The following is a 23,831-nucleotide window of genomic DNA, read 5'->3' as shown; positions in this document are numbered from 1 at the left end:
CGTGTTAGTTGATTCCCATTGCCATCTAGATCGTCTTGATTATGAAAAAAAACACCACGATGTGGCTGATGTGCTGCAAAAAGCACAGCAACAGGGTGTTACTCATTTCTTGTCAGTCTCGGTTACGCTAGAGGCTTTTCCTGCGATGCTGGCATCGGTATTGCCATTCCCTCATGTATTTGCTTCTTGTGGTGTGCATCCGTTAGATCTGTCGTCACCGTGGAGTGGTGAGCAATTAAGAGAACTGGCTGTAAATCCTCGCGTTATCGCAATTGGTGAGACAGGTCTGGATTATTACTACAGCACTGAAAACAAAGCGGAACAGCAGCAGGCATTTCGTGAGCATATCCGGGTTTCCCGTGAATTGAAAAAACCGGTGATTGTACATACCCGTGATGCTAAAGCTGACACATTGGCCATTTTGAAGGAAGAAAGGGCTGGTGATGTGGGCGGTGTGTTGCATTGTTTCACCGAAGATTGGAACATGGCTAAGGCAGCCTTGGAGCTGGGCATGTACATTTCTATCTCCGGCATCGTGACCTTCCGCAATGCGGATGCGCTGAGGGAGGTGACTCGCCAGATCCCGGCTGATCGTTTACTGATTGAAACCGACTCTCCTTATCTGGCTCCAGTGCCACACCGTGGACACCAGAACGAGCCTGCTTATGTAGCTGATGTTGCCAGATTTGTTGCTGAACTTCGTGGCGTATCACCAGAGTTATTGGCCGAGCAAACCAGCGAAAACTTTTTCCGCCTGTTTACTGCAGCGCAACGTTAATTCATTTTTTCAGCACAGTTCAAATGGATTGGAACTGTGCTGATGTCTGTTGAAATTCAGCCAAGTAATCAATATGCATGCCTTCTATTGTGCTTGCTGTTTCCTGATGTGCATCGCCCTGGCTGTACAACACGACGCGGTCAGCTTGTGATGAGCGTAATGAGCGAATGAAACGAATGAAATCAGCTCGTGAAAGTTGGCCTAATTTTGTGACAACCAATTCCCGCTGACGGAAAGAGAAATCCCGGCTACCAATGCTGCCCCATAACCGTTGGCTACGTGCCCGTAAATTGGCATCAGCTTCCGTCAATTGGCTGATCAATCCCTGTTTGTTGCTCAACCAGGTTTGTTCATTCATCTCCAGCAACTGCATATGGAATGCATCAATGAATAGCTCGATAGCAGCCAGCAGACCATCGGGAGCCATCACTGGCGATTGGACATAAAAGACCAACCCCGGATGCCGGTTCAGTGGCAGATTGCCTGTACCAACTACATAGCCCAGTTGTTGTTGAGTACGCAAATCATGAAAGAAGGGCGATGACATGATGTGGTTGGCTAATGTGTAGCACGCAATACTGTTGGCATCCTTTTCTGCTGATTGATAGTACAGCAGCAATGCCGAGTCATTATGCGGACATGGGCATTCATACAGTAATGTACCGGCCTTGCGGATATCAACCAAACGGCGTCGAGTTTCCCGGCTCGGTAAGCTATTGGGGGTGATTTGTCGTTCTAACAATCCGGCTATTTGTCTGACCTCATCCGCCTGTATGTCACCATGGGCCAAGACCTCCAGATGAACGGCCTGAAATAGACGTCGCATGAATTCAGGTAACTCAGATGGTTCGACACTTTCCAAATGTGCAATCAGCGATTCAACCGGCGGATTATTGGGTTGTAACAAACTGGTCAATTGACTAAATAAGTGGGCTATTGGGCGACCTATATTTTGATTTCGCCAATTGCGTAATAGCTGTTCTTTTATCGCATAGAAGCGCTCTGGCTCATAATGACCCGCCGTACGATTCTTCAGTAACAGTTCCAGCAGATGATATAAGCGGCAGCTAAAACCACTCAGTTGAATGGTAAAACCACCCTGATGTGCATAGATATTGTAATTGAGCCCTGCAAGTTCCGCCGGGTAGGTAAACTCATTCAGATGATCGAGCAGCAGATCAACCATTAACCTGGTCATGGCAATGTGATAGGGGGAGAGCACGGCATGCTCACTGTCTACCGCAATAAACACATTGGCTTTCGGTGTCGCAAAACTGGCGTCTTGTTGATGCCAGACTCGCAAACCGGCCCGATGAATCAAACGGCGAGGTATCTGTGCGTGTACAGTATCAGGTCGTGTGGTGAACCGGTCTGGTAAAAAGGGGTTGGGTTCTGGCAATCGGTAGCGTTTAGGATCGGGTAACGCGGCATTACGCCAGATATTCAACCAGGCGGTTTCAATGGGTTCAACATGATAAGGCGTGTCATACCACTTTGCCGTCTTAGTGGTGGTCACATCAGGCGCTATCAGTGTGATCCGCATGTTATCGGGTGATATCAGTGCCAACATCTCACGGACTCTTTCTGCATCCAGTGCTGTCATCAGATAGTCTCCCTGGATCACATCAGCAGGCGCATAGTGAAACAGGTTCATCGACAGATGAGAAACGTTGTCTAATGGTCTGAGATGCTCTTGAACCTGATACATGATTTGCAATAACGAGGCTTTCTCGCCATAACGCCAATCATTGATGCCCTGTTCTGCAATCAATCGTAGAAAACAAAATAGGTGTTCGATGATCGAAGTTTCATATTTCAGCCCTTTAGGGGTGAGGGAAAAATTAACCTGAAAGTCCCGGAAATTGGAACCACCAACACCGCCACCGGCAGAAAGTGCACTGATCCAGCCTTTGCGTTTCATGTAGGCAAATAGACTGCCTTTACCTTCATCGCCCAACAGATGGCTGATGTATGTCAGCGGTTTGGTTTGATAATCCGCATCAACATTAGGCAAAGCGAAGCTCACAGATAAACGACGGAGCTCTTTGAGGGGTTTAATTTGAATTCTTAGTCGGAGATCTTGCTCCCGATAGAGTGGTTCGGTGATCTCATCTGAATTTGAGGGGGGGCGACGGGCTATCGCAGAAAACAAAGGCGTAATGGTGCTTTCCTGTTCATCCAGAGAGCGTTGCGACTGAACGACCAACGTCATGCAATCTGAACTGTAATGGCGTTCAAAAAATGCTTTGACCTCTTCCCGCAATGATTCGCCGTTGTTTTCATGCAGAGTATCCAAATTTCCGACAGAAAACTTACTGAATGGATGCGCCGGGTTGACGGTCTCTTTGTGAACTTGATAGCAGCGGCGGACATCATCACTGATCTTCAAGCGATATTCGGAATCGATGGCATGGCGTTCACGTTCGACTAAATCGGCATTAAAGCTCGGACAGATGAAAAATTGTGAAAATCGATGCAATGCCTCATCAAAAAATTCGGTGGCAATGTCAAAGAAATAGTTCGAATGTTCAGTCCCGGTCCAGGCATTATGATTGCCACCATGTTGTGCAATAAAGGCCTGATATTCACCGGGATGCGGATAGGAAGCCGTACCGAGAAAAAGCATATGCTCTAAAAAATGCGCCATCCCCATCCGTTCTGGCGGATCAGAAAAATGACCACATGCAACCGCCATTGATGCAGCAGATCGTTCAGCCACAGGATCATGAATTAACAAAACACGCAATCCGTTTGCCAATACGCGATAGCGGTATTCACATCTGTCTTCGGGAGCTTGAAATATCTGCATAGGATCTGCCGTAAGGATAATTATTCTTATATTATCGACCGTTATTTTAATAAGGTGCAAACCGTTTCATAACTTGTTGATTGTTTCCCTGATCTGAAGGCAGTAGTATTTACCTGAATAAGGACATTAAAGGCTGACTTAATGAAAATTATTGTGATGCGTCATGGTGAAGCGGCTCATGAAGCTGGTCGTGATGATTTACGACCATTGACTGATAAGGGTCGCAAGCAGTCCATTAAGATGGCTGAATGGGTTTCTACTGAGCTGCCTCGTCTTGATCGCGTATTGGTAAGCCCATTTTTACGGGCGCAACAGACGTGGGAAGCAATCCGCTCTTGTTTACCAGAGCCGGCGCTGGTGGAAGAAATTCATGATCTGGTGCCCTATGGTCGTGCTGAAACAGTGACGGATTATTTACGGGCTCTGAATGATGACTATATTTTGATTATCAGTCACTTGCCTTTGGTCGGTTACATCGTGAACGACTTATGTGCCAATGCGGTTCCTCCTATGTTTGTGACCTCTGGTATGGCAAAGGTAACCTTACAGGAAGGTAAAGGTCATCTGGATTGGTTGGAAGGACCGCATACGCTTCGATAATAATTTCCGAATTGTGCACAGTCTCTAACTTTCGCATTTCGCTTAATTTCCCGCATTGAAAAGGGGTTTTTCTGCCCCGACTATACTCAATATAAGGGTAAGTTGCGATACGGGGGTGGACTGTGCGCATTTTCAAAAAATACTTTCCGGCATTAATTGCCAAATATGTAAGAACCTTTTTCCGAGGGCGTCTTTATATTCATGGCCGGGGTGGTTATGAGTTTGAAAATGGCAAAGTAGTGATGCCACCCGAAGCCGATCCGGTTCATCGGGCGACAGTTCAAGAACTAAACAGCAAAATTGCAGAAATAACCAGAAAAGCGGCATAAACCATGTAATGGTGCTGTTACCGCAAGATTATTTATATCGGTTGTTCAATAAGAACCAGTATGGCAGCATCACCACCCCAAAGTTTGGGCGCTTGGTGAAATGCCATCACATCAGGATGTTGTGCTAGCCATAACGGAATGCGTTGTTTCAAAATATTCTTCCCATGACCATGCATGACGCAGGCACAGCGGACATGCTGTCGTCGACAGGCTTCAATTAATGCACCGAGTTCTGATTTTGCCTGTTGCTGGGTTAATCCATGCAGATCCAACATCATGTCCGGTATGTAATCGCCACGACGCAGCTTTTTCACTTCATAAGCGGAAACATCAGCGCGGTGATATCGAACAGGCCCTTCCTGGCTTAACAGGGGTTCATATTCATCCGAAAAGTAGTGTAATGCCTGCTGCGTTTCTCGAATTTCACGGATTTGTGCTTTCTGCTTGATCGCCGGAACATGCAAACGTATGGTATCCTGCTTTATTGGCCGGACTCCTTTTATAGCCTCTCGAAAGAGGTCTAGTTCTTGGTCATCCAGTATCGTTTTTTTGCTCATAATTCGGTTTGTCGTGCCTATAATTCTAAACAGCCATGTGCGGTTTACTGCGACAACCGGATCAACCGGAGGCGCATTTGGATAATCGCAATGTTGATGAAGTCATCGACGAATTCAGAACCCTCAATGACATGCTGCGTTGGGCTGTCAGTCAGTTTAATGCTGCGGGTTTATTTTATGGTCATGGTACTGATAATAGTTGGGATGAAGCAATTCAATTGTTATTACCCGCATTAGATTTACCACCAGTCGTTGATTCTGATCTGCGTCTGGCGCGCTTAACTCGTACGGAACGTGAAAATTTAGTCCATCTGATTCAACAACGCATTGAACAACGTGTACCTGCACCTTATCTCACCAACAAGGCTTGGTTTGCTGGGTATGAGTTCTATGTTGATGAGCGTGTATTGATCCCACGTTCACCCATCGGAGAACTGATTCAGAAACAATTTGCTCCGTGGCTGCAACATGAACCGACCCGCATTATGGATCTGTGTACGGGGTCTGGCTGTATCGCCATTGCGATGGCGCATGCATTCCCTGCGGCGGAGGTTGATGCCTTAGACTTGTCGCCGGATGCATTGGCGGTCTGTGAAATGAATATAGAGATGCATGGCATGTTGGGACAAGTGATCCCGATTTGCTCAGATCTGTTTGATGCACTACCTGTAGGCGATAAATATGATCTGATCGTCTCTAATCCTCCGTATGTAGATGCGGAAGATATGAATGATCTACCGGAAGAATTTCACCATGAACCTGAAATGGCACTTGCCGCAGGTCATGATGGTTTGGATCTGGTTCGCAGGATCCTGGCTGAAGCAGGCGCGTTGTTGAAAGATAATGGTGTGCTGATTGTAGAAGTAGGGAACAGCTGGGTTCATCTGGCGGCACTGTTCCCTGAAGTCGAATTTGAATGGATTAAATTTGAACATGGTGGTGACGGGGTGTTTGTACTGACAAAAGCTCAGCTCGATCAGTATCAGACTTTGTTCACACAAGCATTAAGTTAGGGACATTATGGCAGGTAATACTTTCGGACAATTATTTCGGGTCACCACCTTCGGTGAAAGCCATGGGTTGGCTTTAGGTGCGATTGTGGATGGCTGCCCTCCAGGTATGGCATTGGCAGAAACCGATCTGCAAGGTGATCTGGATCGTCGCAAACCAGGCACTTCACGCTTTACGACACAGCGTCGCGAAGATGATGAAGTAAAAATTCTATCTGGCGTATTCGAAGGCAAAACAACGGGTACGTCGATCGGTTTGCTGATTGAAAATACGGATCAACGTTCTAAAGATTATTCAGACATTAAAGATCTGTTCCGCCCTGGACACGCTGATTATACCTATCATCAGAAATATGGTATTCGTGATTACCGTGGTGGTGGACGTTCTTCTGCGCGAGAAACGGCAATGCGCGTTGCTGCAGGGGCGATTGCCAAAAAGTATCTGAAAGAACACTGCGGTATCGAAATTTTTGGCTTTCTGGAACAGCTTGGCACAATCAAAGCGGAACGTTTTGATAAATCAATAATAGAAACTAACCCTTTCTTCTTTGCTGATCCGGATAAGTTGGATGATTTAGATGCATTCATGCGCGACTTGAAAAAACAGGGCGATTCTATTGGCGCCAAACTGAAAGTAGTCGCCACTGGCGTGCCTGTCGGTTTGGGTGAGCCGGTTTTTGATCGTCTGGATGCGGATATTGCCCATGCCATGATGGGGATCAATGCGGTAAAAGGTGTTGAAATTGGTGATGGTTTTGCTGTGGTGGAACAGCATGGGTCTGAACATCGAGACCCGATGCGGCCAGAAGGGTTTCAGAGTAACCATGCCGGCGGTATCCTTGGCGGTATTTCCAGTGGGCAGGAGATCGTTGTCGGTCTGGCACTAAAACCGACCTCCAGTATTATGGTGCCTGGCGAAACCATTGATAAACAGGGAAATCCGATGGAGATGGTGACCCGTGGCCGTCATGACCCTTGTGTGGGTATTCGTGCCGTACCGATCGCAGAAGCTATGCTGGCTCTGGTGTTGATGGATCATCTGTTACGTCATCGTGCTCAAAATTACGACGTGGTCACGACTACGCCAAAACTGAAATAGAAAAGTTTTTGGGATAAATAAAGACCGCCAAGGCGGTCTTTATTTTTTATCGCGACGTCTGTATCGGCCTGCACAGACTCATTATTATCTTGGGGCCGGTTATTGATTCTCTTCTTCAAACGTTTTATGCAGATGGATTGTTTTCTCCATACCTTTACGCATTTTGATGTTCAGCATTTCGACAATTAACGAGAATGCCATTGCGGTATAAATATAGGCTTTCGAAATATGCAGATCGAAACCTTCGGCAATCAATGCCATACCAACCATAATTAAGAACGCCAATGCCAAGATTTTTAAGGTTGGGTTTGCATCGACAAAATCACCAATCGGTTTCGCGGCAAACATCATAATCCCTACAGCAATCATGATAGCTAACACCATGACCGGCACATGATCCGCCATACCGACAGCGGTAATCACCGAGTCAAGGCTAAATACAATGTCGAGAATGGCAATTTGAAATAGTGTTGAGATAAAACCGACCTGTTTTTTATTATCATGATGCTCTTCGACACTCCCTTCCAGGCTGGAATGAATTTCATGTGTACTTTTCCAGATCAGAAATAAACCACCGATGATTAAAATGAGATCACGCCCTGAAATGGCTTCATTCATTATCGTAAATAAAGGGGCTGTTAAGCGCATGACCCAAGCCAGAGAAAGCAGGAGCATGATCCGGGTCACCATCGCGCCAGCCAATCCTAATATCCGGGCTTTCTGGCGTTTTTCGGGCGGTAATTTACCCACTAAAATGGAGATAAAAATGATGTTATCTATACCTAAGACAATCTCCAGCAGTGTCAGCGTCGCCAATGCGACCCACGCAGACGGTTCGACAATCCATTCAAGCATCATGTTATCCAACAACGTATTTAAAGAATCAGACTGCCGGAGAGTTTAGCAGTCTGACCTTATAGCTATTAGCAGAGAAAAGTGAAGAGATTGTTCGGTTTAACCGAGGTATAGTTATTTCAGGAGACAGGGTATTCTTTTTGTAACTGACGACCTAACGCTTCATCAGTGACATCGTAAATTAATAAGCCAATATGCTGAACTTCCCCCGTAAAATCAGGAAGGGGAATGATGGTCACATTCTGGTACATAAATTCAGCACTACCAGTAATGGGACGGTAATTTGAAAAGCGAAACAGAAAAGGTTTTTGCTCCCATGAAATAAAAGCGCGGGTATTTAATGTTTGAACCATGGCGAGCTTTCTTTCTAACCAAGGGCGGTCTAACTCAGGGTAAACTTCAAACAGATCACGATCTTTGACTTCACCACTTAACTTTCCGCTGTGACTTTCCATAAAGCCATTCCAGATTTGAATACGGCCTTCCAGATCGATAACCACTAAACCGACATCCAGAGTCTGGATAATATTGGCAAGCCAATGAAATTCACGGATATCCATGGTGCCTCCTAGAGCAGATGCATGATTTTATGGTTCATGTACTGCAGTGAATCCTCTGTAAATAGTAGCAGCAGATCGCATTGGACTTGGTGATCTCGGATTTTATAGTTAATTTCTATGGCTAATGTTCGACGCCAACGGTGCTGATTGGCTTTGATTAAGTCCTCTACCGGACGATGTTGTCCCAATACGACGGGGTGACCTTGATTAAATGGAACATCTAATTGCATGGCAAAACCACGCAGGAAGGCGCCAATCAATACATTGGACATATCCATCAATAATTCGAGCTCAGCATTCCTATCCATAATGCCTTGATATTTCATCAACTTGGCCAGATCAGCAAAACTTGAATCATGAAATAATACTAAGGCTTCGCCTGCAATACCGGCTCCGATAAACCCCTGGCATACTGCAGATAATGTGCTTTCGCCGGAAGCTGAATTGAGTGCCATATGCAGTTCGCCAACCTCCAAAACATTGACGTTTGGAATTGGTAGGATCACAAATTGCCCTAGCATACGGGCTAATAGATCGGCGGCCTGTCCCATGGCGACGTTTGCTATTTCTTGGTATACGTCGCGTACTTCTACACTCAAATTGAGCGTTTGTTCTGCAACCTCGGATGGTTCGCCACCTGGCTGATAAAGATTAAGTTCTGTCAGTAAGGCGACAATTTCTTCGCTTGAACAAGGTTTTTTAATGAATGCCAATGCGCCCATGGCGGTCACTTGCGCATGGGCTGCTGGTTGAATATCACCTGAAACAACGATAACTTTGGTCTTCAACGATTCATGTAGAAGCGCTTGTAATACTTGGTAGCCATCCATGACGGGCATGGTCAGGTCGAGGAAAACCAAATCGCCATGACCAGATAAAATCTGCTCTAGCCCTTCCTGACCATCACCCGCAAAATGGACGTTTACATTCCAATCTGTTGGTAAAGCTCTGGCAAGCTGTTTACGTGCGAAGGCTGAGTCATCACAAATTAATACATTAAGTGGCATCTGATTTCTCAAATTGGTCTTTTACCTGAGTATAAAATGAGAATGATGTATTAATGATATATTCACACTAATTACTATCGAAACTCTGTACTACTACTCAAAATTGCTGTGCTTGCTGAGAAAGTAGTTGTAGCAATTCATTTTCTGTCACAGGAGGGGATAGATAAAACCCTTGTAGGTAATCGATCTGTAATTGCTGGCAAATTTTCACTAACTCAGCACAGCAGACAAATTCCGCCACAGTTTTCACCCCAATATGTTTGGCGAATGTCACTATCGACTGAACAATATTCAGCATCAACGGATCGTAATGACAGACTTTAATCAACGAACCGTCAATTTTTAGCTGCTGGGCCCCTAAATGGGCTAAATGAGCATAGTTTGAGTAACCGGAACCAAAATCATCGACAGCCAGGCAAGCGCCTGCTTGAGTGATTCGTTTTTGAAAGGAACGAACCAATTCATAGTCACCCATGCTCTCTGTTTCAACCACTTCAAATATCAGTCGTTCAGAAACAAAGCGATCTTGCAGTATTTGGTCAATGAGACTAACGGTATTGGGATCGACAAAATCAAAAGCACAAATATTGACAGAAAACGTATAGGACGTTTTTTGGATCATCCTGACGGCTTCCGTCAGTACTTTTTGGGTAATATCCGGATAGAGATTAGCCTTCTTGGCAACATGGATAAAATCATTCGGCGAGATAACTTTTTTATTTTCATCGAATAAACGTATCAGACATTCAAAATGACAGATGGAATTATCCTTGGCACTGTAAATCGGTTGAAACTGAACCCAAAGCTGATCATGTTGAATGGCTCGTTTTACCGTTTGGGTCATGATCTGATTACGTTCAATTTCTTGCAGTATGGGTAAATCCTTATGATAAAACACGATGTTAGTATGGTCTTTTCTGGCCTGTTTCAGTGCTTTATCCGCTCGGGTTAATAGTGACGTGGCATTTTCGTGCCATTTTGATGGGCGAGAGCTGATACCGGTACAATATTGAATGCTGAATCGGTTTTGACCAATTTGTACATCTGCGTGTTTGAAATTGTCCTGTATCAACGTAATAAGATCGGTAAAAGCAGCTTCGATAATATTGTTATTGGCGGCGACCGCGTATTGTCCACCGGTAAGATGATAAATCCGGTAGTCATTATTAGGCTCAGGAATCAGGTGTTGTAGCCGTTCAGCAACATGAATCAATACCTGATCTCCCGTATCAATACCATAGAAATCATTAACAGCACTAAAAGATAAGATATCTAATATGGCTAAATGACGAGGAAAGAAATCATGGTTATAGCGCAAATCCTGAAGCAAACGATGACGATTGGGCAGTTTAGTTAATTTGTGATAGTAGAGCTGGTCATAGATCGTTTGTGTTTGCCGTTTTATTTCTACCTGTAATGAACTATTGAGCTGATCAAGCTCTTCGCTCGTGGTGCGTAATAAATGATATAGCCCTGATTGCTGCAGATTGGTCTTTGGTTTCCATTTGTCTACTGCTTCATGTGTCGTTAACGGTGTTGATTCTGACATCAGCAAACAGGTGAGCGTATGTCCCAGAATATGTGTGCTTTGGTTATGGTGGAAGAATTCACCATAGGAAAAGAACCCGGCAGCACAAGGATAGTCACTGAATATTTCGAGTTCTGACTGAATACTCTCTTTTAAATAATCGAGTCGACCGGCACAGGAGTAGATAAAGGTGGCCTCGGCTTGCTCTAATGGGAGCTGTGAAAGCAAATAACGTGATTCTTTGGAAATATTGGGTAGATCAGCAAAAGCGAATTGCACTTTACTGTTTTCCAATAGTTTTCCATCAAAAGTTATTGAACCGTCCTCATGAAATATTCGGGGGCTTCGCGATAACGTTACTCCATTTTGTACTTGAAATAGCGGGAAATCAGACATGGTCGTGGCCAAGCAAGCACCAACTTCTGCCCCCAGGTATTTCATATAGATATCTTGTGCTGGTTGATGGTCGATGGTGAATACCCGATTGTATTCAACGGACGTGAGCGTGAGCTGTTTACCGACACCTTTCCAGCCAAAAGCATACCGATTGAGGAGGTATAACTTCGGTGAGGATATGGATACAAAGGCAAGACCTTGCTCTGTGATCCCCTGTTCTGTGAACTGTAGCGACGAATGCTGTGTCGTGCTTTGAGATGAAAAACCACCGGCCAACGTAATATCCGGCATTAACTGGCACAATCTATCCAGTAGTAAACCGGCATTTGGAATCCGAGGGCTGGCAAACAGCAGCATTAATTGTGTGTGTTCATCAAATAAGTGCTGATTTATTGTCTGCGCTAAATCAGGAATATCGAGTTCAATTTTAGGGATTAGCAGTGTTTTTAGCGTGCTGAATTCGAACGAACATATTTGAAGGAGCGTGTGTTGATCATGATAACGTTGACCTGCGATCCAGGCACCTGTGGATGTACCCAAGATTTTGGCTTTGGGTAAATAAGAGGTGATAGTCTGGATGAGCGCGGCGATCTCTTCTATCTGAGTCAGGCAAGTAAAGACTTGTATCAGCACTGATGAGCAATCTGAGAGAGGGTGCTGCTCACAAAAATTCTGAAAGTCAGAAGACAAATGGCTATGATTTTCGATTTCTAATGTGTAAGTTTTAATCATAGATTTTGCTACCGAATATTTTTCTATCCCTGATTCATACTATCGTTATTGACCCAGTACAGTTACTTTATTCTGCATCTATTGAACCCCTAAAATGGCTAATTTACATGGATTCGTGATCTGTACGGCATAACCATATTGCAGTATTTAATTAATGAAGAGCAATCATTATGAATGAAACGATTAAATTGATGAGAGCACACCGTTCCATCCGTGCTTATACGGGGGAGCCGATTTCATCTGAGCAGTTGGACATTATTCTGGCTGCAGCGCAGCAAGCACCCAGCTCAAGCTTTCTTCAGGCTGTCTCGATTATTCGTATTACCGATAAACAAATACGTCAACAAATCATGCATCTTGCTGCAGAACAACCTTATATTTCAGAGGCTGCAGAGTTTTTATTATATTGTGCTGATTTCAATCGACACGTGCAAATTGCACCGGAAGCAAAAACAGGTTTCGTCGAACAACTATTAATTGGCGCCATTGATGCTGCAATGATGGGGCAAAATATGTTAGTAGCAGCGGAATCGTTGGGGTTAGGCGGCGTTTTTATTGGCGCTGTACGTAATCATCCTGCTGAAATCAGCAAATTGCTGGGTTTACCAGAATTGGTGATCCCATTATTTGGATTATGTCTTGGCCATCCAGCTCAAGATCCGCAGATTAAACCCCGGTTACCCAAAGCGTTGATGTTGCATGAAAATCACTATCAGCCTGTCAATAGAGCGGTGCTTGAGCAATATGATCAGGAAATACAAAATTATTATGCTTCTCGTTCAAGCAACAATAAAGAACATAGCTGGACAAGCCAGATCAAGGGCATTCTGAGTAAAGAAGCCAGACCGTTTATGCTCGATTATTTACAACAACAGGGTTATTGCAAAAAATGAAGCACTGGTAAAGCCAAAACGCATATATAAAAAAAAGCCTTCAAATTCATGAAGGCTTTTTATGAAGCATTAATTTTAATATCCCGCCAATTTTACGGCGGGATATTCAGCATCAGAAATTATTTTTTCTTTTTGCCTTCGTCTTTTTTCGCTTCTTTTGCTTCTTCTGCTACAGCAACAGCAGTTGCTTCAACATAAGGACGACCGTAGTAAGAATCCAACAGGATCTGTTTCAGTTCAGAGATCAGTGGGAAACGTGGGTTAGCACCAGTACATTGGTCATCGAACGCTTCAACAGCCAGTTGGTCAACTTTTGCCAGGAATGCTGCTTCGTTCACACCCGCTTCACGGATAGATGCAGGGATATCCAGCTCAGCTTTCAGACCTTCCAACCAAGTCAACAGTTTCTCAACTTTCGCACCAGTACGGTCGCCAGCAGCAGTCAGACCCAAGTGTTCAGCGATTTCTGCATAACGACGACGAGCTTGTGGACGGTCGTATTGAGAGAACGCAGTTTGTTTAGTTGGGTTGTCGTTCGCGTTGTAACGAATAACGTTAGCGATCAACAGTGCGTTCGCCAGACCGTGAGGAATGTGGAACTCAGCACCCAGTTTGTGAGCCATTGAGTGGCAAACACCCAGGAAGGAGTTAGCGAATGCAATACCAGCGATGGTTGCAGCGTTGTGTACTTTCTCACGAGCGATTGGATCCTTAGAACCGTTCGCATAGCTGCTTGGCAGGTATTCTTTCAACAGTTTCAGAGACTGCAGAGCTTGACCGTCAGAGTATTCGTTAGCCAGTACAGAAACATAAGCTTCGGTAGCGTGGGTAACAGCGTCGATACCACCGAACGCACACAGAGACTTAGGCATGTTCATAACCAGGTTCGCATCAACGATTGCCATGGTTGGAGTCAGCTCGTAGTCAGCCAGTGGGTATTTAACACCGCCGTTCAGGTCGTCAGTTACAACTGCGAATGGAGTAACTTCAGAACCGGTACCTGAAGTAGTAGTGATACATACCAGATCAGCTTTCACGCCCATTTTAGGGAACTTGTAAATACGTTTACGGATGTCCATGAAACGCATTGCCAGTTCTTCGAAGTGAGTTTCTGGGTGTTCGTACATAACCCACATGATCTTCGCAGCGTCCATTGGTGAACCACCGCCCAGAGCCAGGATTACGTCTGGTTTGAAAGTCTTCATCATCTCTGCACCTTTCTTAACGATGGTCAGAGTTGGGTCAGCAGCCACTTCGTAGAATACTTCTACTTCCATGCCTTTGTCTTTCAGGATTTGAACCAGTTCGTCAGCATAACCGTTGTTGAACAGGAAGCTGTCGGTAACAACCATTGCGCGTTTTTTGCCTTCCAGGTCAGTCAGTGCTACAGGCAGAGAACCACGACGGAAGTAGATTGATTTTGGAAGTTTGTGCCACAGCATATTTTCTGCTCGCTTAGCTACTGTCTTCTTGTTGATCAGGTGTTTTGGACCTACGTTTTCAGAGATGGAGTTACCACCCCATGAACCACAACCCAGAGTCAGTGATGGAGCCAGGTTGAAGTTGTACAGGTCACCGATACCACCGTGAGAAGTTGGGGTGTTGATCAGGATACGAGCAGTCTTCATCTTGTCACCGAAGTAACGAACGCGATCGTCGTTTTTGTCTTGGTCGGTGTACAGAGCTGAAGTATGACCGATACCGCCCAGATCAACCATCTGGCAAGCGAAATCAACAGCTTCAGTAAAATCTTTCGCACGGAACATACCCAGAGATGGAGACAGTTTTTCGTGAGCGAATTCTTCTTCGTGGCAGATCTTAGCACCTTCACCGATCAGGATCTTGGTGTCAGCAGGCACTTTGATGCCAGCCAGTTCAGCGATTTTAGTCGCTGGCTGACCTACGATGGCTGCGTTCAGAGCGCCATTGATCAGCAGAACTTTACGAACTTTATCAGCTTCGTCTTTGTTCAGGATGTAGCCGCCGTGAGAAGCGAAACGCTCTTTCACTGCGTCATAAACTGAATCAACTACGATAACGGCCTGTTCAGAAGCACAAACTACGCCGTTGTCGAAAGTTTTTGATAACAGGATAGAAGCAACAGCACGTTTGATGTCTGCAGTTTCATCGATAACAACTGGAGTGTTACCAGCACCCACACCGATTGCTGGTTTACCAGAAGAGTAAGCAGCTTTAACCATTGCAGGGCCACCAGTAGCCAGGATCAGGTTAATGTCGTTGTGCTTCATCAGGTAGTTTGACATTTCTACAGTTGGCGCGTCGATCCAGCCAACGATGTCAGCAGGTGCACCAGCAGCAACAGCAGCTTCCAGAACGATACGTGCAGCGGCTGCAGTAGAGTTCTTAGCACGTGGGTGCGGAGAGAAAACGATACCGTTACGAGTTTTCAGTGCAATCAGAGATTTGAAGATCGCAGTAGAAGTTGGGTTGGTAGTTGGAACGATACCACAGATGATACCGATTGGCTCTGCAATGGTGATGGTACCGAAGTTTTTGTCTTCTTCCAGAATGCCACAGGTTTTTTCGTCTTTGTATTTGTTATAGATGTACTCGGACGCGAAGTGGTTTTTAGTCACTTTATCTTCAACGATACCCATGCCTGATTCAGCAGCGGCCATTTGAGCCAGAGGAATACGGGCATTGTTTGCTGCCAGAGCAGCAGCGCGGAAGATTTTGTCTACCTGTTCTTGGCTGAAAGTTGCAAACTCGCGTTGTGCTTTTTTAACGCGGGCAATCAGCTCATCCAATTCAGCAACGTTGGTTACTGGCATACATTTCTCCTAGTGAGTTTGAAAAACGGTTTATTAAGGCACGTACATCACTATAGCAGCTGTTTTTATAGTGTGACTTAGTAAACAATTTTCGTAGTCGATTATAGAAGTAGGTAATGCGTAAAAATTTGATCTGAATCAACAGTTGTAAGCAAGCGATATAATTAATGTCTTAATTCCTTCTTTTAGTTACGTAAGTATTGTCATTGGCAAAACCATATTAAAAACACGGATTAGGATTTGATGTTTTTTGACATTTCTGTAACTAAAAAATCACAATTGCCGCACCAGATAAGGCGGTGAGTGATTTATTGACGGATTGTACTTTTCTTAGACAGAAATATAGGCAATACCTGCTGAAGAATTTAATTTTGTCTAAAACATACGCATATTGATGGACTGACCAGTATTTTGTTGGCAATGACACTCTGTGTATGAATTACGACAACTTACCTAATTTGGATAAAAAAAACTAATCCGAAACTTTATGCTCATAAATTAATCTTGCTGGTGAAAAAGATTTGTTTTAGTTACTCTGCTGTTGTTTCCTTCACTGTTATTTTCTACTGCACGAGGCCGCTTGCCGTACTATGGATCCTCTCTCTTTTTCGGTTTATCTGAAATTTTTTATTGGTCTGACCGCGATTATTAATCCGTTGGGGTTGCTACCAGTCTTCGTTAGTCTGACTAGTCAGCAAACACCCCAGGAACGCTTGCGAACGAATACTACGGCTAATTTTGCAGTCATGGTGATCTTGTGGGTCTCTATGTTTTTTGGGCAAATAATTCTGGATGCGTTCGATATTTCGATTGCCTCTTTCCGTATAGCAGGAGGGTCATTGATCGTGTTGATTGCCTGGTCAATGCTACAGGGCAAGTTGGGTGAGGTTCGCCATAACAAAGAGGAAAAAGGTGATACCTTGGCGAAGGAGTCGATAGCGGTTGTACCATTGGCATTACCCTTAATGGCCGGACCAGGTGCGATCAGTTCAACCATTGTTTATTCTTCTCAATTTAACTCAGCAAAACAGTTACTTGGCATGAGCTTGGTTGTGGTGGTTTTTTGTTTTTTATCTTGGCTGATTTTTCGTGCTGCCCCTTTATTGTTTCGCTTGATGGGACGTACCGGCATCAACGTGGTTACCCGTATCATGGGGCTGATTATGATGTCCCTTGGGATTGAAATTATGGTGGCGGGTATTAAACATATGTTTCCCGTATTGGCGTAATGAATATATGTACATGCTGAATCGATAGTATGAATCATCTGTTAAGTATTTGTTGAATCTGGCCGTTGATGAACTTCAGGCGTATATTTAACACTTTCATTACATAATAGAGTTGTCGATGAGTGATGTAATCCGTTATCCCCGTGGTGAATTGATTATTCGTACCCAGACCATGCCGGCTGATACGAACCAGAATGGGGATATTTTCGGTGGGTGGATCATGTCGCAGATGGACTTGGCGGGTGGGATGCTGGCAACAGAAATTGCCCGTGGCCGTATTGCTACTGTTGCCGTTGAGGGAATGACATTTCACAAACCGGTTAAAGTTGGTGATGCGGTATGCGTACATGGTGAATGTATTCGTATTGGCAATACATCCATGACGATTCATCTTGAGGTCTGGATAAAGCCCTTGCTTCGATCAGATAGTTTCGAGCGTTATTGTGTCACTGAGGGTGTGTTTACCTATGTCGCCATTGATGATGCAGGGCAGTCCAGAGTTGTTCCTAAGGTTTAACTTCCGGGTTGAACCTTTTCTGTTGTTACCAGCAAAGTTCCTTCATGTAATCGGATACTGAGTTTTTCGCCTTCCGTTACCTGATGACTGTTATGGATCAATTCACCGTTGGCATTTGTGGTTACCGAGTAACCTCGGGCAAGAACCTGCAGTGGGCTTAATGCATTGAGTTGACTACTTAAACGGGATAGCGTTTGTTCACTAGTGTGTTGCTTATTCTGTATAGCGGCTAACAGTCGCTGGAGCAGATGAGAATGCTGCTTTGTCAGAAGCGGTAGACGTTGTTGAGGGGACTGGTGTTGTAATCGCTGGTGCTCTCTTTCCCATTGTTGTCTGCTCTGCCGCATTTTTTGCACCATAGCTCTTTCCAGACGAGATTGCAGTTCGTCTTGTTTTTGTATTTTTTGCCGGAGCTGAAATTCAGGATTCTGAATATTGAGTTGAGTAAATTTTTGCTGCCAGCTGAGGTGATACTGTTGTAACCGAAGCTGGATTGCCTGCTGCAGACGATGTTGATATTGCGCTACTTTGTGCAATTGTTGTTGCTGATCCCGACTGACTAATTCAGCCGCCGCTGATGGCGTGGGAGCACGTAAATCGGCGGCGAAATCAGAGAGTGTTACATCTGTTTCATGGCCCACAGCACTGATAATCGGGATTGGGCTGGCAGCTATGGCCCTTACGACGCTTTCGTCATTGAAGCACCAGAGGTCCTCTAAAGAACCGCCACCTCGGCCGATAATCAACACATCACATTCGTTGCGTTGCCAGGCGGTTTCTAACGCTTTTATTAGCGCAGGAGCAGCACTTTCACCTTGTACGGCACTGGGATAGAGGATCACGGGTAATGCTGGATCTCGCCGGGCCAGAATCGTCAGCATATCGTGCACGGCTGCGCCTGTTGGGGAGGTGATAATACCGACTTGCTTCGGTTGTGTTGGTAAAGCACGCTTTCGTTGTGAATCGAATACCCCTTCGGCTGACAGTTTAGTTTTCAGGGCTTCCAGTTTCATTTGCAATAGACCATCGCCAGCAGGCTGCATTTTTTCGACGATCAATTGATAATCGCCCCGCGCCTCATACAACGATAACTGCCCTTGAACCAGTATTTGCTGGCCATTTTGTGGGCGGAAACTGACACGACGGTTTTGCCCTTTGAACATAGCGGCTTTAATTTGTGCCTGTTGATCTTTCAGCGTGAAATACCAGTGACCGGAACTGTGTTGTACCAGATTAGAGATTTCAGCGGTCAACCAGACCAAGCCCATTTCCTGTTCCAAAAGGAGACGAACAACAGTGTTTAGTCGACTGACGGTATAAATTACAGGTTGAGAAATCGCCACTGTTACACTCTTCGATTAGCCGGAATAGAGTCTAATAATAACAATGACCTGAGACAGAGGTAAAAAATTTTGTGATTTAAAACGCAAAATTGCTTTACCTCGACCCATGAAGTGCCTAAAATCTCGCTGCAATATTTTACCCACCCCCTTTCATACATTAACGGTGAGATGTTGCCATGTTACGCATAGCTAAAGAAGCATTGACCTTTGACGACGTTCTGTTGGTCCCTGCACACTCCATTGTTCTTCCTAATACCGCCGATCTGCGCACTCATCTGACAAAAGATATCGTGCTGAACATTCCTATGGTTTCTGCTGCGATGGATACCGTGACCGGTGCGCGTCTGGCCATTGCACTGGCTCAGGAAGGTGGCTTAGGTTTCATCCATAAAAACATGTCTATCGAACAACAGGCTGACAAAGTTCGCCGTGTTAAGAAATTCGAAAGTGGTATCGTGACTGACCCGGTGACTGTGTTCCCGGATATGACCATTGCTCAGATCAAGGAGCTGACCTTCCGCAGTGGTTTCGGTGGTTTTCCTGTTGTTGATACCGATGGTTCGCTGGTGGGGATCATTACGGGTCGTGACGTCCGTTTCGTGACGGATCTGAGCATGAAAGTGCATGAAGTGATGACACCGAAGTCACGTCTGGTGACGGTGCATGAAAATGCATCTCGTGAATCAGTACAATCTTTGATGCAAAAACACCGTATCGAGAAAGTGCTGATCGTAAATGACGATTTTAAACTGTCAGGGATGATCACCGTAAAAGATTTCCAGAAAGCAGAACGCAAGCCTAACGCGTGTAAAGACGCGATGGGTCGTCTGCGTGTTGGTGCTGCTGTCGGTGCCGGTGCGGGTAACGAAGAACGTGTTGCTGCACTGGTTGCTGCCGGTGTTGACGTGTTATTGATCGACTCTTCTCATGGTCACTCTCAGGGTGTTCTGGATCGTATCCGTGAAACTCGTCAGCAGTTCCCGAATCTGCCTATCGTTGGCGGTAATATTGCGACCGCGAAAGGTGCTGAAGCACTGATCGAAGCGGGTGTGAGTGCGGTGAAAGTGGGTATCGGCCCAGGTTCTATTTGTACAACCCGTATCGTTACTGGTTGTGGTGTGCCACAGATCACTGCAATCTCTGACGCTGCTGAAGCAGCGAAAGGCACTGGTATTCCAGTCATCGCTGATGGCGGTATCCGCTTCTCTGGTGACATTTCCAAAGCTATTGCTGCTGGTGCAAGTCTGGTGATGGTGGGTTCCATGTTTGCTGGTACTGAAGAATCTCCAGGTGAAATCGAGCTGTATCAGGGTCGCTCTTACAAATCTTACCGTGGTATGGGTTCATTAGGTGCGATGTCGAAAGGCTCTTCTGACCGTTACTTCCAGTCTGATAACGCGGCTGACAAGCTGGTTCCGGAAGGTATTGAAGGCCGTGTAGCTTACAAAGGCTGGTTAAAAGAGATCATTCATCAGCAAATGGGTGGTTTACGCTCTGCCATGGGCCTCACTGGTTCTGCTACAATAGAGGACTTGCGTACTAAGGCAGAATTCGTGAAGATCACCGGCTCAGGTATTCAGGAGTCACACGTACACGATGTGACGATCACGAAAGAAGCCCCGAACTATCGCATGGGCTAAATTGACCAACAGTCAGGGCGCACAGCGCCCTGATTTATTTCATACGACAACGGATGTTGTCGTATTGGCCACTCCTTAATGATGATTAGGACGACCATGAGTAAAAATATTCACGATCACCGTATTCTGATCCTGGACTTCGGTTCGCAATATACCCAGCTGATTGCACGTCGTGTGCGTGAAATTGGCGTCTACTGCGAGCTGTGGGCGTGGGACGTAACTGAAGAGCAGATCCGCGAGTTTAATCCAAACGGGATCATTCTGTCTGGCGGCCCTGAGTCTGTGACGGAAGCGGGTAGCCCGCGTGCGCCAGAGTATGTGTTTAATGCTGGTGTACCTGTTCTGGGTGTGTGTTATGGCATGCAGACCATGTCTGAACAGCTGGGCGGCAGTGTAGAAAGCTCAGACAAACGTGAGTTTGGTTACGCGAAAGTGCAGCTGGTAAAAGACAGCGAATTGTTCCATAGCATTGAAGATTCATTGGCTGACAACGGTCGTCCTGAACTGGATGTTTGGATGAGTCACGGCGATAAAGTGGCGACTATTCCAGCTGACTTTGTGACTATTGCGGCGACACCAACTTGCCCGCATGCGGCGATGGCGAATGAAGCTAAACGTTTCTATGGCGTGCAGTTCCACCCTGAAGTAACTCACACCAAACAAGGCGCCCGTATGCTGGAGCGTTTTGTAAAAGACATCTGTCAATGCGACGCGTTGTGGACGCCAGCCACCATCATCGAAGATGCCGTGAAACGCATCAAAGAGCAGGTAGGTGACGATGAAGTGATTCTGGGCCTGTCTGGTGGTGTGGATTCATCAGTTGTTGCTATGTTGATCCACCGTGCTATCGGCAAGAAATTAACTTGTGTATTCGTTGATAACGGCTTGCTGCGTCTGAATGAAGGCCATCAAGTCATGGAAATGTTCGGCGATCATTTCGGTCTGAACATCATTAAAGTGGATGCGGAAGAGCGTTTCCTGTCTGCGCTGAAAGGCATTGCTGACCCTGAGTTGAAACGTAAAGCAATCGGCCGTGTGTTTGTCGAAGTATTCGATGATGAATCGAAGAAACTGACTAACGCGAAGTGGCTGGCTCAGGGCACCATTTACCCTGACGTCATTGAGTCTGCTGCGTCTAAGACTGGTAAAGCCCATGTGATCAAGTCGCATCATAACGTTGGCGGTCTGCCTGACGATATGAAAATGGGCTTGGTTGAACCACTGCGTGAACTGTTTAAAGATGAAGTTCGCCGTGTTGGTCTGGAGCTGGGTCTGCCATACAACATGCTTTACCGTCATCCGTTCCCAGGCCCAGGCTTAGGTGTTCGTGTGCTGGGTGAAGTGAAGAAAGAGTATTGCGACTTACTGCGTCGCGCTGATGCGATCTTCATCGAAGAACTGCACAAGGCGGATCTGTATCACAAAGTGAGCCAGGCATTTACCGTATTCCTGCCAGTACGCTCTGTGGGTGTAATGGGCGATGGTCGTAAATATGACTGGGTTGTTTCACTGCGTGCGGTAGAAACGATCGATTTTATGACTGCTCATTGGGCACACCTGCCATATGATTTCTTAGGTCATGTTTCTAACAGAATAATCAATGAAATCAATGGTATAAGCCGTGTAGTTTACGATATCTCTGGTAAGCCGCCAGCAACAATCGAGTGGGAATAATCTCCCATCTGTGTTCAAACAAAAGCCCCGATTATTCGGGGTTTTTGTTAACTCTAATTTGCTCGCTTTCAGTCATTTTTCTTTCCTTTCATTGATTCATGAATATCACTCATAACGGCATTGCGGTTTTCACTGATTATGCGCAAACCGATCGCTGTTATTATCTTTCTTGGAAATGAATGCCTCTGAATATCCAGAGTCATTGATGTTTTTCGAGGAAGATGTTGATGAGTAATACCGCAGAACAAGTCGTGAGCCTGCCGGATGAGTCGGTAACAGCAAAAACCAGTATCTGGCTGATGTCGATTCTGGGTGCTTTAATGGCCTTTACTTCGCTATCGACGGATATTTATCTGCCTGCGATGCCGGGAATGGCCCGCGAGCTTCATGGGAATGTTGAACTCACGGTAACAGGCTTTCTCATCGGTTTCATGATTGCCCAGTTGATCTGGGGGCCAATCAGCGATCATGTTGGTCGTCGCATTCCCTTGTTTATTGGCATGGTGTTGTTTGTCATTGGTTCGATAGGTTGTGCGTCATCGCACAGTATGACGGGCATTGTCTTTTGGCGTGTCTTCCAGGCACTTGGCGCTTGTACCGGCCCGATGCTGGCGAGAGCCATGATACGGGATCTGTTTTCTCGTACAGAAGGCGCCCGGATGCTTTCTACGTTGGTGATCATCATGGCGATCGCGCCAATTGCCGGACCGCTGTTGGGTGGGCAGATCATCCGTTTTTCCGATTGGCATAGCATTTTCTGGTTACTGGCGATCATCGGCTCGCTGATGTTTATCTCTTTGGCCTGGTTATCGGAAACGTTGGCACCGGAAAAACGCACCAAAGCGTCGTTTCAGTCGGTGTTTACTAATTACACGCGGTTACTGAAAAACGTCGCTTTCATGAAATATACCTTATGCGTGACCTTATATTATGTCGCTGCGTATGCGTTTATCACGGGGTCTCCGGCCGTTTATATTTCTTATTTCGGCGTGGAGGCTCAGTATTACGGCTGGTTATTTGCGGTCAATATTTTGGGCGTTGTTGCTATCAGTTTTGTCAATCGTACGTTGGTTCGGCGATTTTCATTACAGCGCCTGTTACGGGTTTCCAGCCTGATCTCTGCGCTGGCCATGCTGGCGATGGGGATTGCGGTCAGAATGGATGTCGGTGGGTTATATCTTATGCTGGGGCTGATCTTCATTTTTTTCTCAATGAATGGAGTTATTGCGGCGTCAGCAACAGCGGCTGCTTTAGATGAAGTGCCGGAAATAGCCGGTTCTGCGTCAGCATTGATCGGTTCTTTGCAATATGGCAGCGGTATTATTTCATCGTTATTACTGGCTTTTTTTGGTAATCAGACTCCATGGACGATGACGTGGATCATGTTACTTTTTACCTGTGGCAGCGCGCTGGTGGTGAGAATCAAAACCATCGAGAAATAAAAGCACCCCCGTGTGGTTTATGTATTTGATATAATCCAGTC

19 protein-coding genes are annotated in these 23,831 nt (G+C 45.6%); 11 read left to right on the top strand and 8 right to left on the bottom strand.

Annotated elements, in window-relative coordinates; translation table 11 throughout:
• Nucleotide 1 precedes the first annotated feature (1 nt).
• The gene (locus tag H027_RS0103075) at nucleotides 2–778 is read left to right on the top strand and encodes a TatD family hydrolase (RefSeq protein ID WP_024871069.1); all 777 of its coding nucleotides are present in this window, start codon (nucleotides 2–4) and stop codon (nucleotides 776–778) included.
• 19 nt (nucleotides 779–797) lie between these two features.
• On the opposite strand, the gene H027_RS0103070 is transcribed toward H027_RS0103075, so the two are convergent.
• Entirely contained in the window at nucleotides 798–3,587 is a 2,790-nt protein-coding gene (locus H027_RS0103070; protein ID WP_024871068.1) for an insulinase family protein, read from the bottom strand.
• Between the two features lie 141 nt (nucleotides 3,588–3,728).
• Here H027_RS0103070 and sixA point away from each other — a divergent pair, with 141 nt between their 5' ends.
• Together sixA and H027_RS0103060 are read left to right on the top strand one after the other, a co-directional pair.
• Entirely contained in the window at nucleotides 3,729–4,187 is a 459-nt protein-coding gene (sixA, locus tag H027_RS0103065; RefSeq protein WP_024871067.1) for a phosphohistidine phosphatase SixA, read from the top strand.
• Nucleotides 4,188–4,309: 122 nt separating this feature from the next.
• Entirely contained in the window at nucleotides 4,310–4,516 is a 207-nt protein-coding gene (locus H027_RS0103060) for a DUF1107 domain-containing protein (protein WP_024871066.1), read from the top strand.
• A gap of 32 nt (nucleotides 4,517–4,548) precedes the next feature.
• Here H027_RS0103060 and smrB read toward each other — a convergent pair whose 3' ends face one another.
• Complete coding sequence (gene smrB, locus H027_RS0103055) at nucleotides 4,549–5,073, bottom strand: endonuclease SmrB (RefSeq protein WP_024871065.1); 525 nt, start codon at nucleotides 5,071–5,073, stop codon at nucleotides 4,549–4,551.
• A 35-nt stretch (nucleotides 5,074–5,108) separates the two neighbouring features.
• Between smrB and prmB the strand changes: the two genes are divergently transcribed.
• Both prmB and aroC read left to right on the top strand, forming a co-directional pair.
• Complete coding sequence (gene prmB, locus H027_RS0103050) at nucleotides 5,109–6,086, top strand: 50S ribosomal protein L3 N(5)-glutamine methyltransferase (RefSeq protein ID WP_420804626.1); 978 nt, start codon at nucleotides 5,109–5,111, stop codon at nucleotides 6,084–6,086.
• A 7-nt stretch (nucleotides 6,087–6,093) separates the two neighbouring features.
• Complete coding sequence (aroC, locus tag H027_RS0103045) at nucleotides 6,094–7,182, top strand: chorismate synthase (protein ID WP_024871063.1); 1,089 nt, start codon at nucleotides 6,094–6,096, stop codon at nucleotides 7,180–7,182.
• Between the two features lie 99 nt (nucleotides 7,183–7,281).
• On the opposite strand, the gene H027_RS0103040 is transcribed toward aroC, so the two are convergent.
• From H027_RS0103040 to H027_RS0103025, 4 genes are all read right to left on the bottom strand, one after another.
• Nucleotides 7,282–8,037 (bottom strand): TerC family protein, encoded by a 756-nt coding sequence (locus H027_RS0103040; protein WP_024871062.1) that lies wholly within the window; start codon nucleotides 8,035–8,037, stop codon nucleotides 7,282–7,284.
• 119 nt (nucleotides 8,038–8,156) lie between these two features.
• Nucleotides 8,157–8,597, bottom strand: coding sequence for a PAS domain-containing protein (locus H027_RS0103035; RefSeq protein ID WP_024871061.1), 441 nt, complete (start codon nucleotides 8,595–8,597; stop codon nucleotides 8,157–8,159).
• An 8-nt stretch (nucleotides 8,598–8,605) separates the two neighbouring features.
• Nucleotides 8,606–9,604: a response regulator gene (locus H027_RS0103030; RefSeq protein ID WP_024871060.1), complete on the bottom strand. Its 999-nt coding sequence runs from the start codon at nucleotides 9,602–9,604 to the stop codon at nucleotides 8,606–8,608.
• Between the two features lie 97 nt (nucleotides 9,605–9,701).
• Nucleotides 9,702–12,260, bottom strand: a complete 2,559-nt coding sequence (locus H027_RS0103025) for a bifunctional diguanylate cyclase/phosphodiesterase (RefSeq protein ID WP_024871059.1) — start codon at nucleotides 12,258–12,260, stop codon at nucleotides 9,702–9,704.
• Between the two features lie 170 nt (nucleotides 12,261–12,430).
• Between H027_RS0103025 and nfsA the strand changes: the two genes are divergently transcribed.
• Nucleotides 12,431–13,153, top strand: a complete 723-nt coding sequence (gene nfsA, locus H027_RS0103020) for an oxygen-insensitive NADPH nitroreductase (RefSeq protein WP_024871058.1) — start codon at nucleotides 12,431–12,433, stop codon at nucleotides 13,151–13,153.
• Between the two features lie 119 nt (nucleotides 13,154–13,272).
• Here the strand turns inward: nfsA and adhE are convergent, their stop codons facing one another.
• A complete protein-coding gene (adhE, locus tag H027_RS0103015) occupies nucleotides 13,273–15,945 on the bottom strand; it encodes a bifunctional acetaldehyde-CoA/alcohol dehydrogenase (RefSeq protein ID WP_024871057.1) in 2,673 nt (890 codons plus the stop codon).
• Between the two features lie 590 nt (nucleotides 15,946–16,535).
• Between adhE and H027_RS0103010 the strand changes: the two genes are divergently transcribed.
• Together H027_RS0103010 and yciA are read left to right on the top strand one after the other, a co-directional pair.
• On the top strand, nucleotides 16,536–17,174 hold the full coding sequence (locus H027_RS0103010; protein WP_024871056.1) for a YchE family NAAT transporter: 639 nt from the start codon (nucleotides 16,536–16,538) through the stop codon (nucleotides 17,172–17,174).
• A 118-nt stretch (nucleotides 17,175–17,292) separates the two neighbouring features.
• Nucleotides 17,293–17,691 (top strand): acyl-CoA thioester hydrolase YciA, encoded by a 399-nt coding sequence (yciA, locus tag H027_RS0103005; RefSeq protein WP_024871055.1) that lies wholly within the window; start codon nucleotides 17,293–17,295, stop codon nucleotides 17,689–17,691.
• On the opposite strand, the gene xseA is transcribed toward yciA, so the two are convergent.
• A complete protein-coding gene (gene xseA, locus H027_RS0103000) occupies nucleotides 17,688–19,034 on the bottom strand; it encodes an exodeoxyribonuclease VII large subunit (RefSeq protein WP_024871054.1) in 1,347 nt (448 codons plus the stop codon). The genes yciA and xseA overlap by 4 nt on opposite strands.
• 176 nt (nucleotides 19,035–19,210) lie before the next feature.
• Between xseA and guaB the strand changes: the two genes are divergently transcribed.
• The 3 genes from guaB (at nucleotide 19,211) to H027_RS0102985 (ending at nucleotide 23,790) form a co-directional block, all read left to right on the top strand.
• Nucleotides 19,211–20,674, top strand: a complete 1,464-nt coding sequence (gene guaB, locus H027_RS0102995) for an IMP dehydrogenase (RefSeq protein ID WP_024871053.1) — start codon at nucleotides 19,211–19,213, stop codon at nucleotides 20,672–20,674.
• A gap of 96 nt (nucleotides 20,675–20,770) precedes the next feature.
• Nucleotides 20,771–22,348, top strand: a complete 1,578-nt coding sequence (guaA, locus tag H027_RS0102990; RefSeq protein WP_024871052.1) for a glutamine-hydrolyzing GMP synthase — start codon at nucleotides 20,771–20,773, stop codon at nucleotides 22,346–22,348.
• A gap of 227 nt (nucleotides 22,349–22,575) precedes the next feature.
• Nucleotides 22,576–23,790 carry a multidrug effflux MFS transporter gene (locus H027_RS0102985; RefSeq protein WP_024871051.1) on the top strand — a complete coding sequence of 405 codons (1,215 nt, stop codon included), beginning with the start codon at nucleotides 22,576–22,578 and terminating at the stop codon, nucleotides 23,788–23,790.
• The last annotated feature ends 41 nt before the right edge of the window (nucleotides 23,791–23,831 follow it).

It is taken from the genome of Tolumonas lignilytica, assembly GCF_000527035.1.
GTDB lineage: Bacteria > Pseudomonadota > Gammaproteobacteria > Enterobacterales > Aeromonadaceae > Tolumonas > Tolumonas lignilytica.
This window is presented reverse-complemented; position numbering and strand designations above follow the sequence as displayed.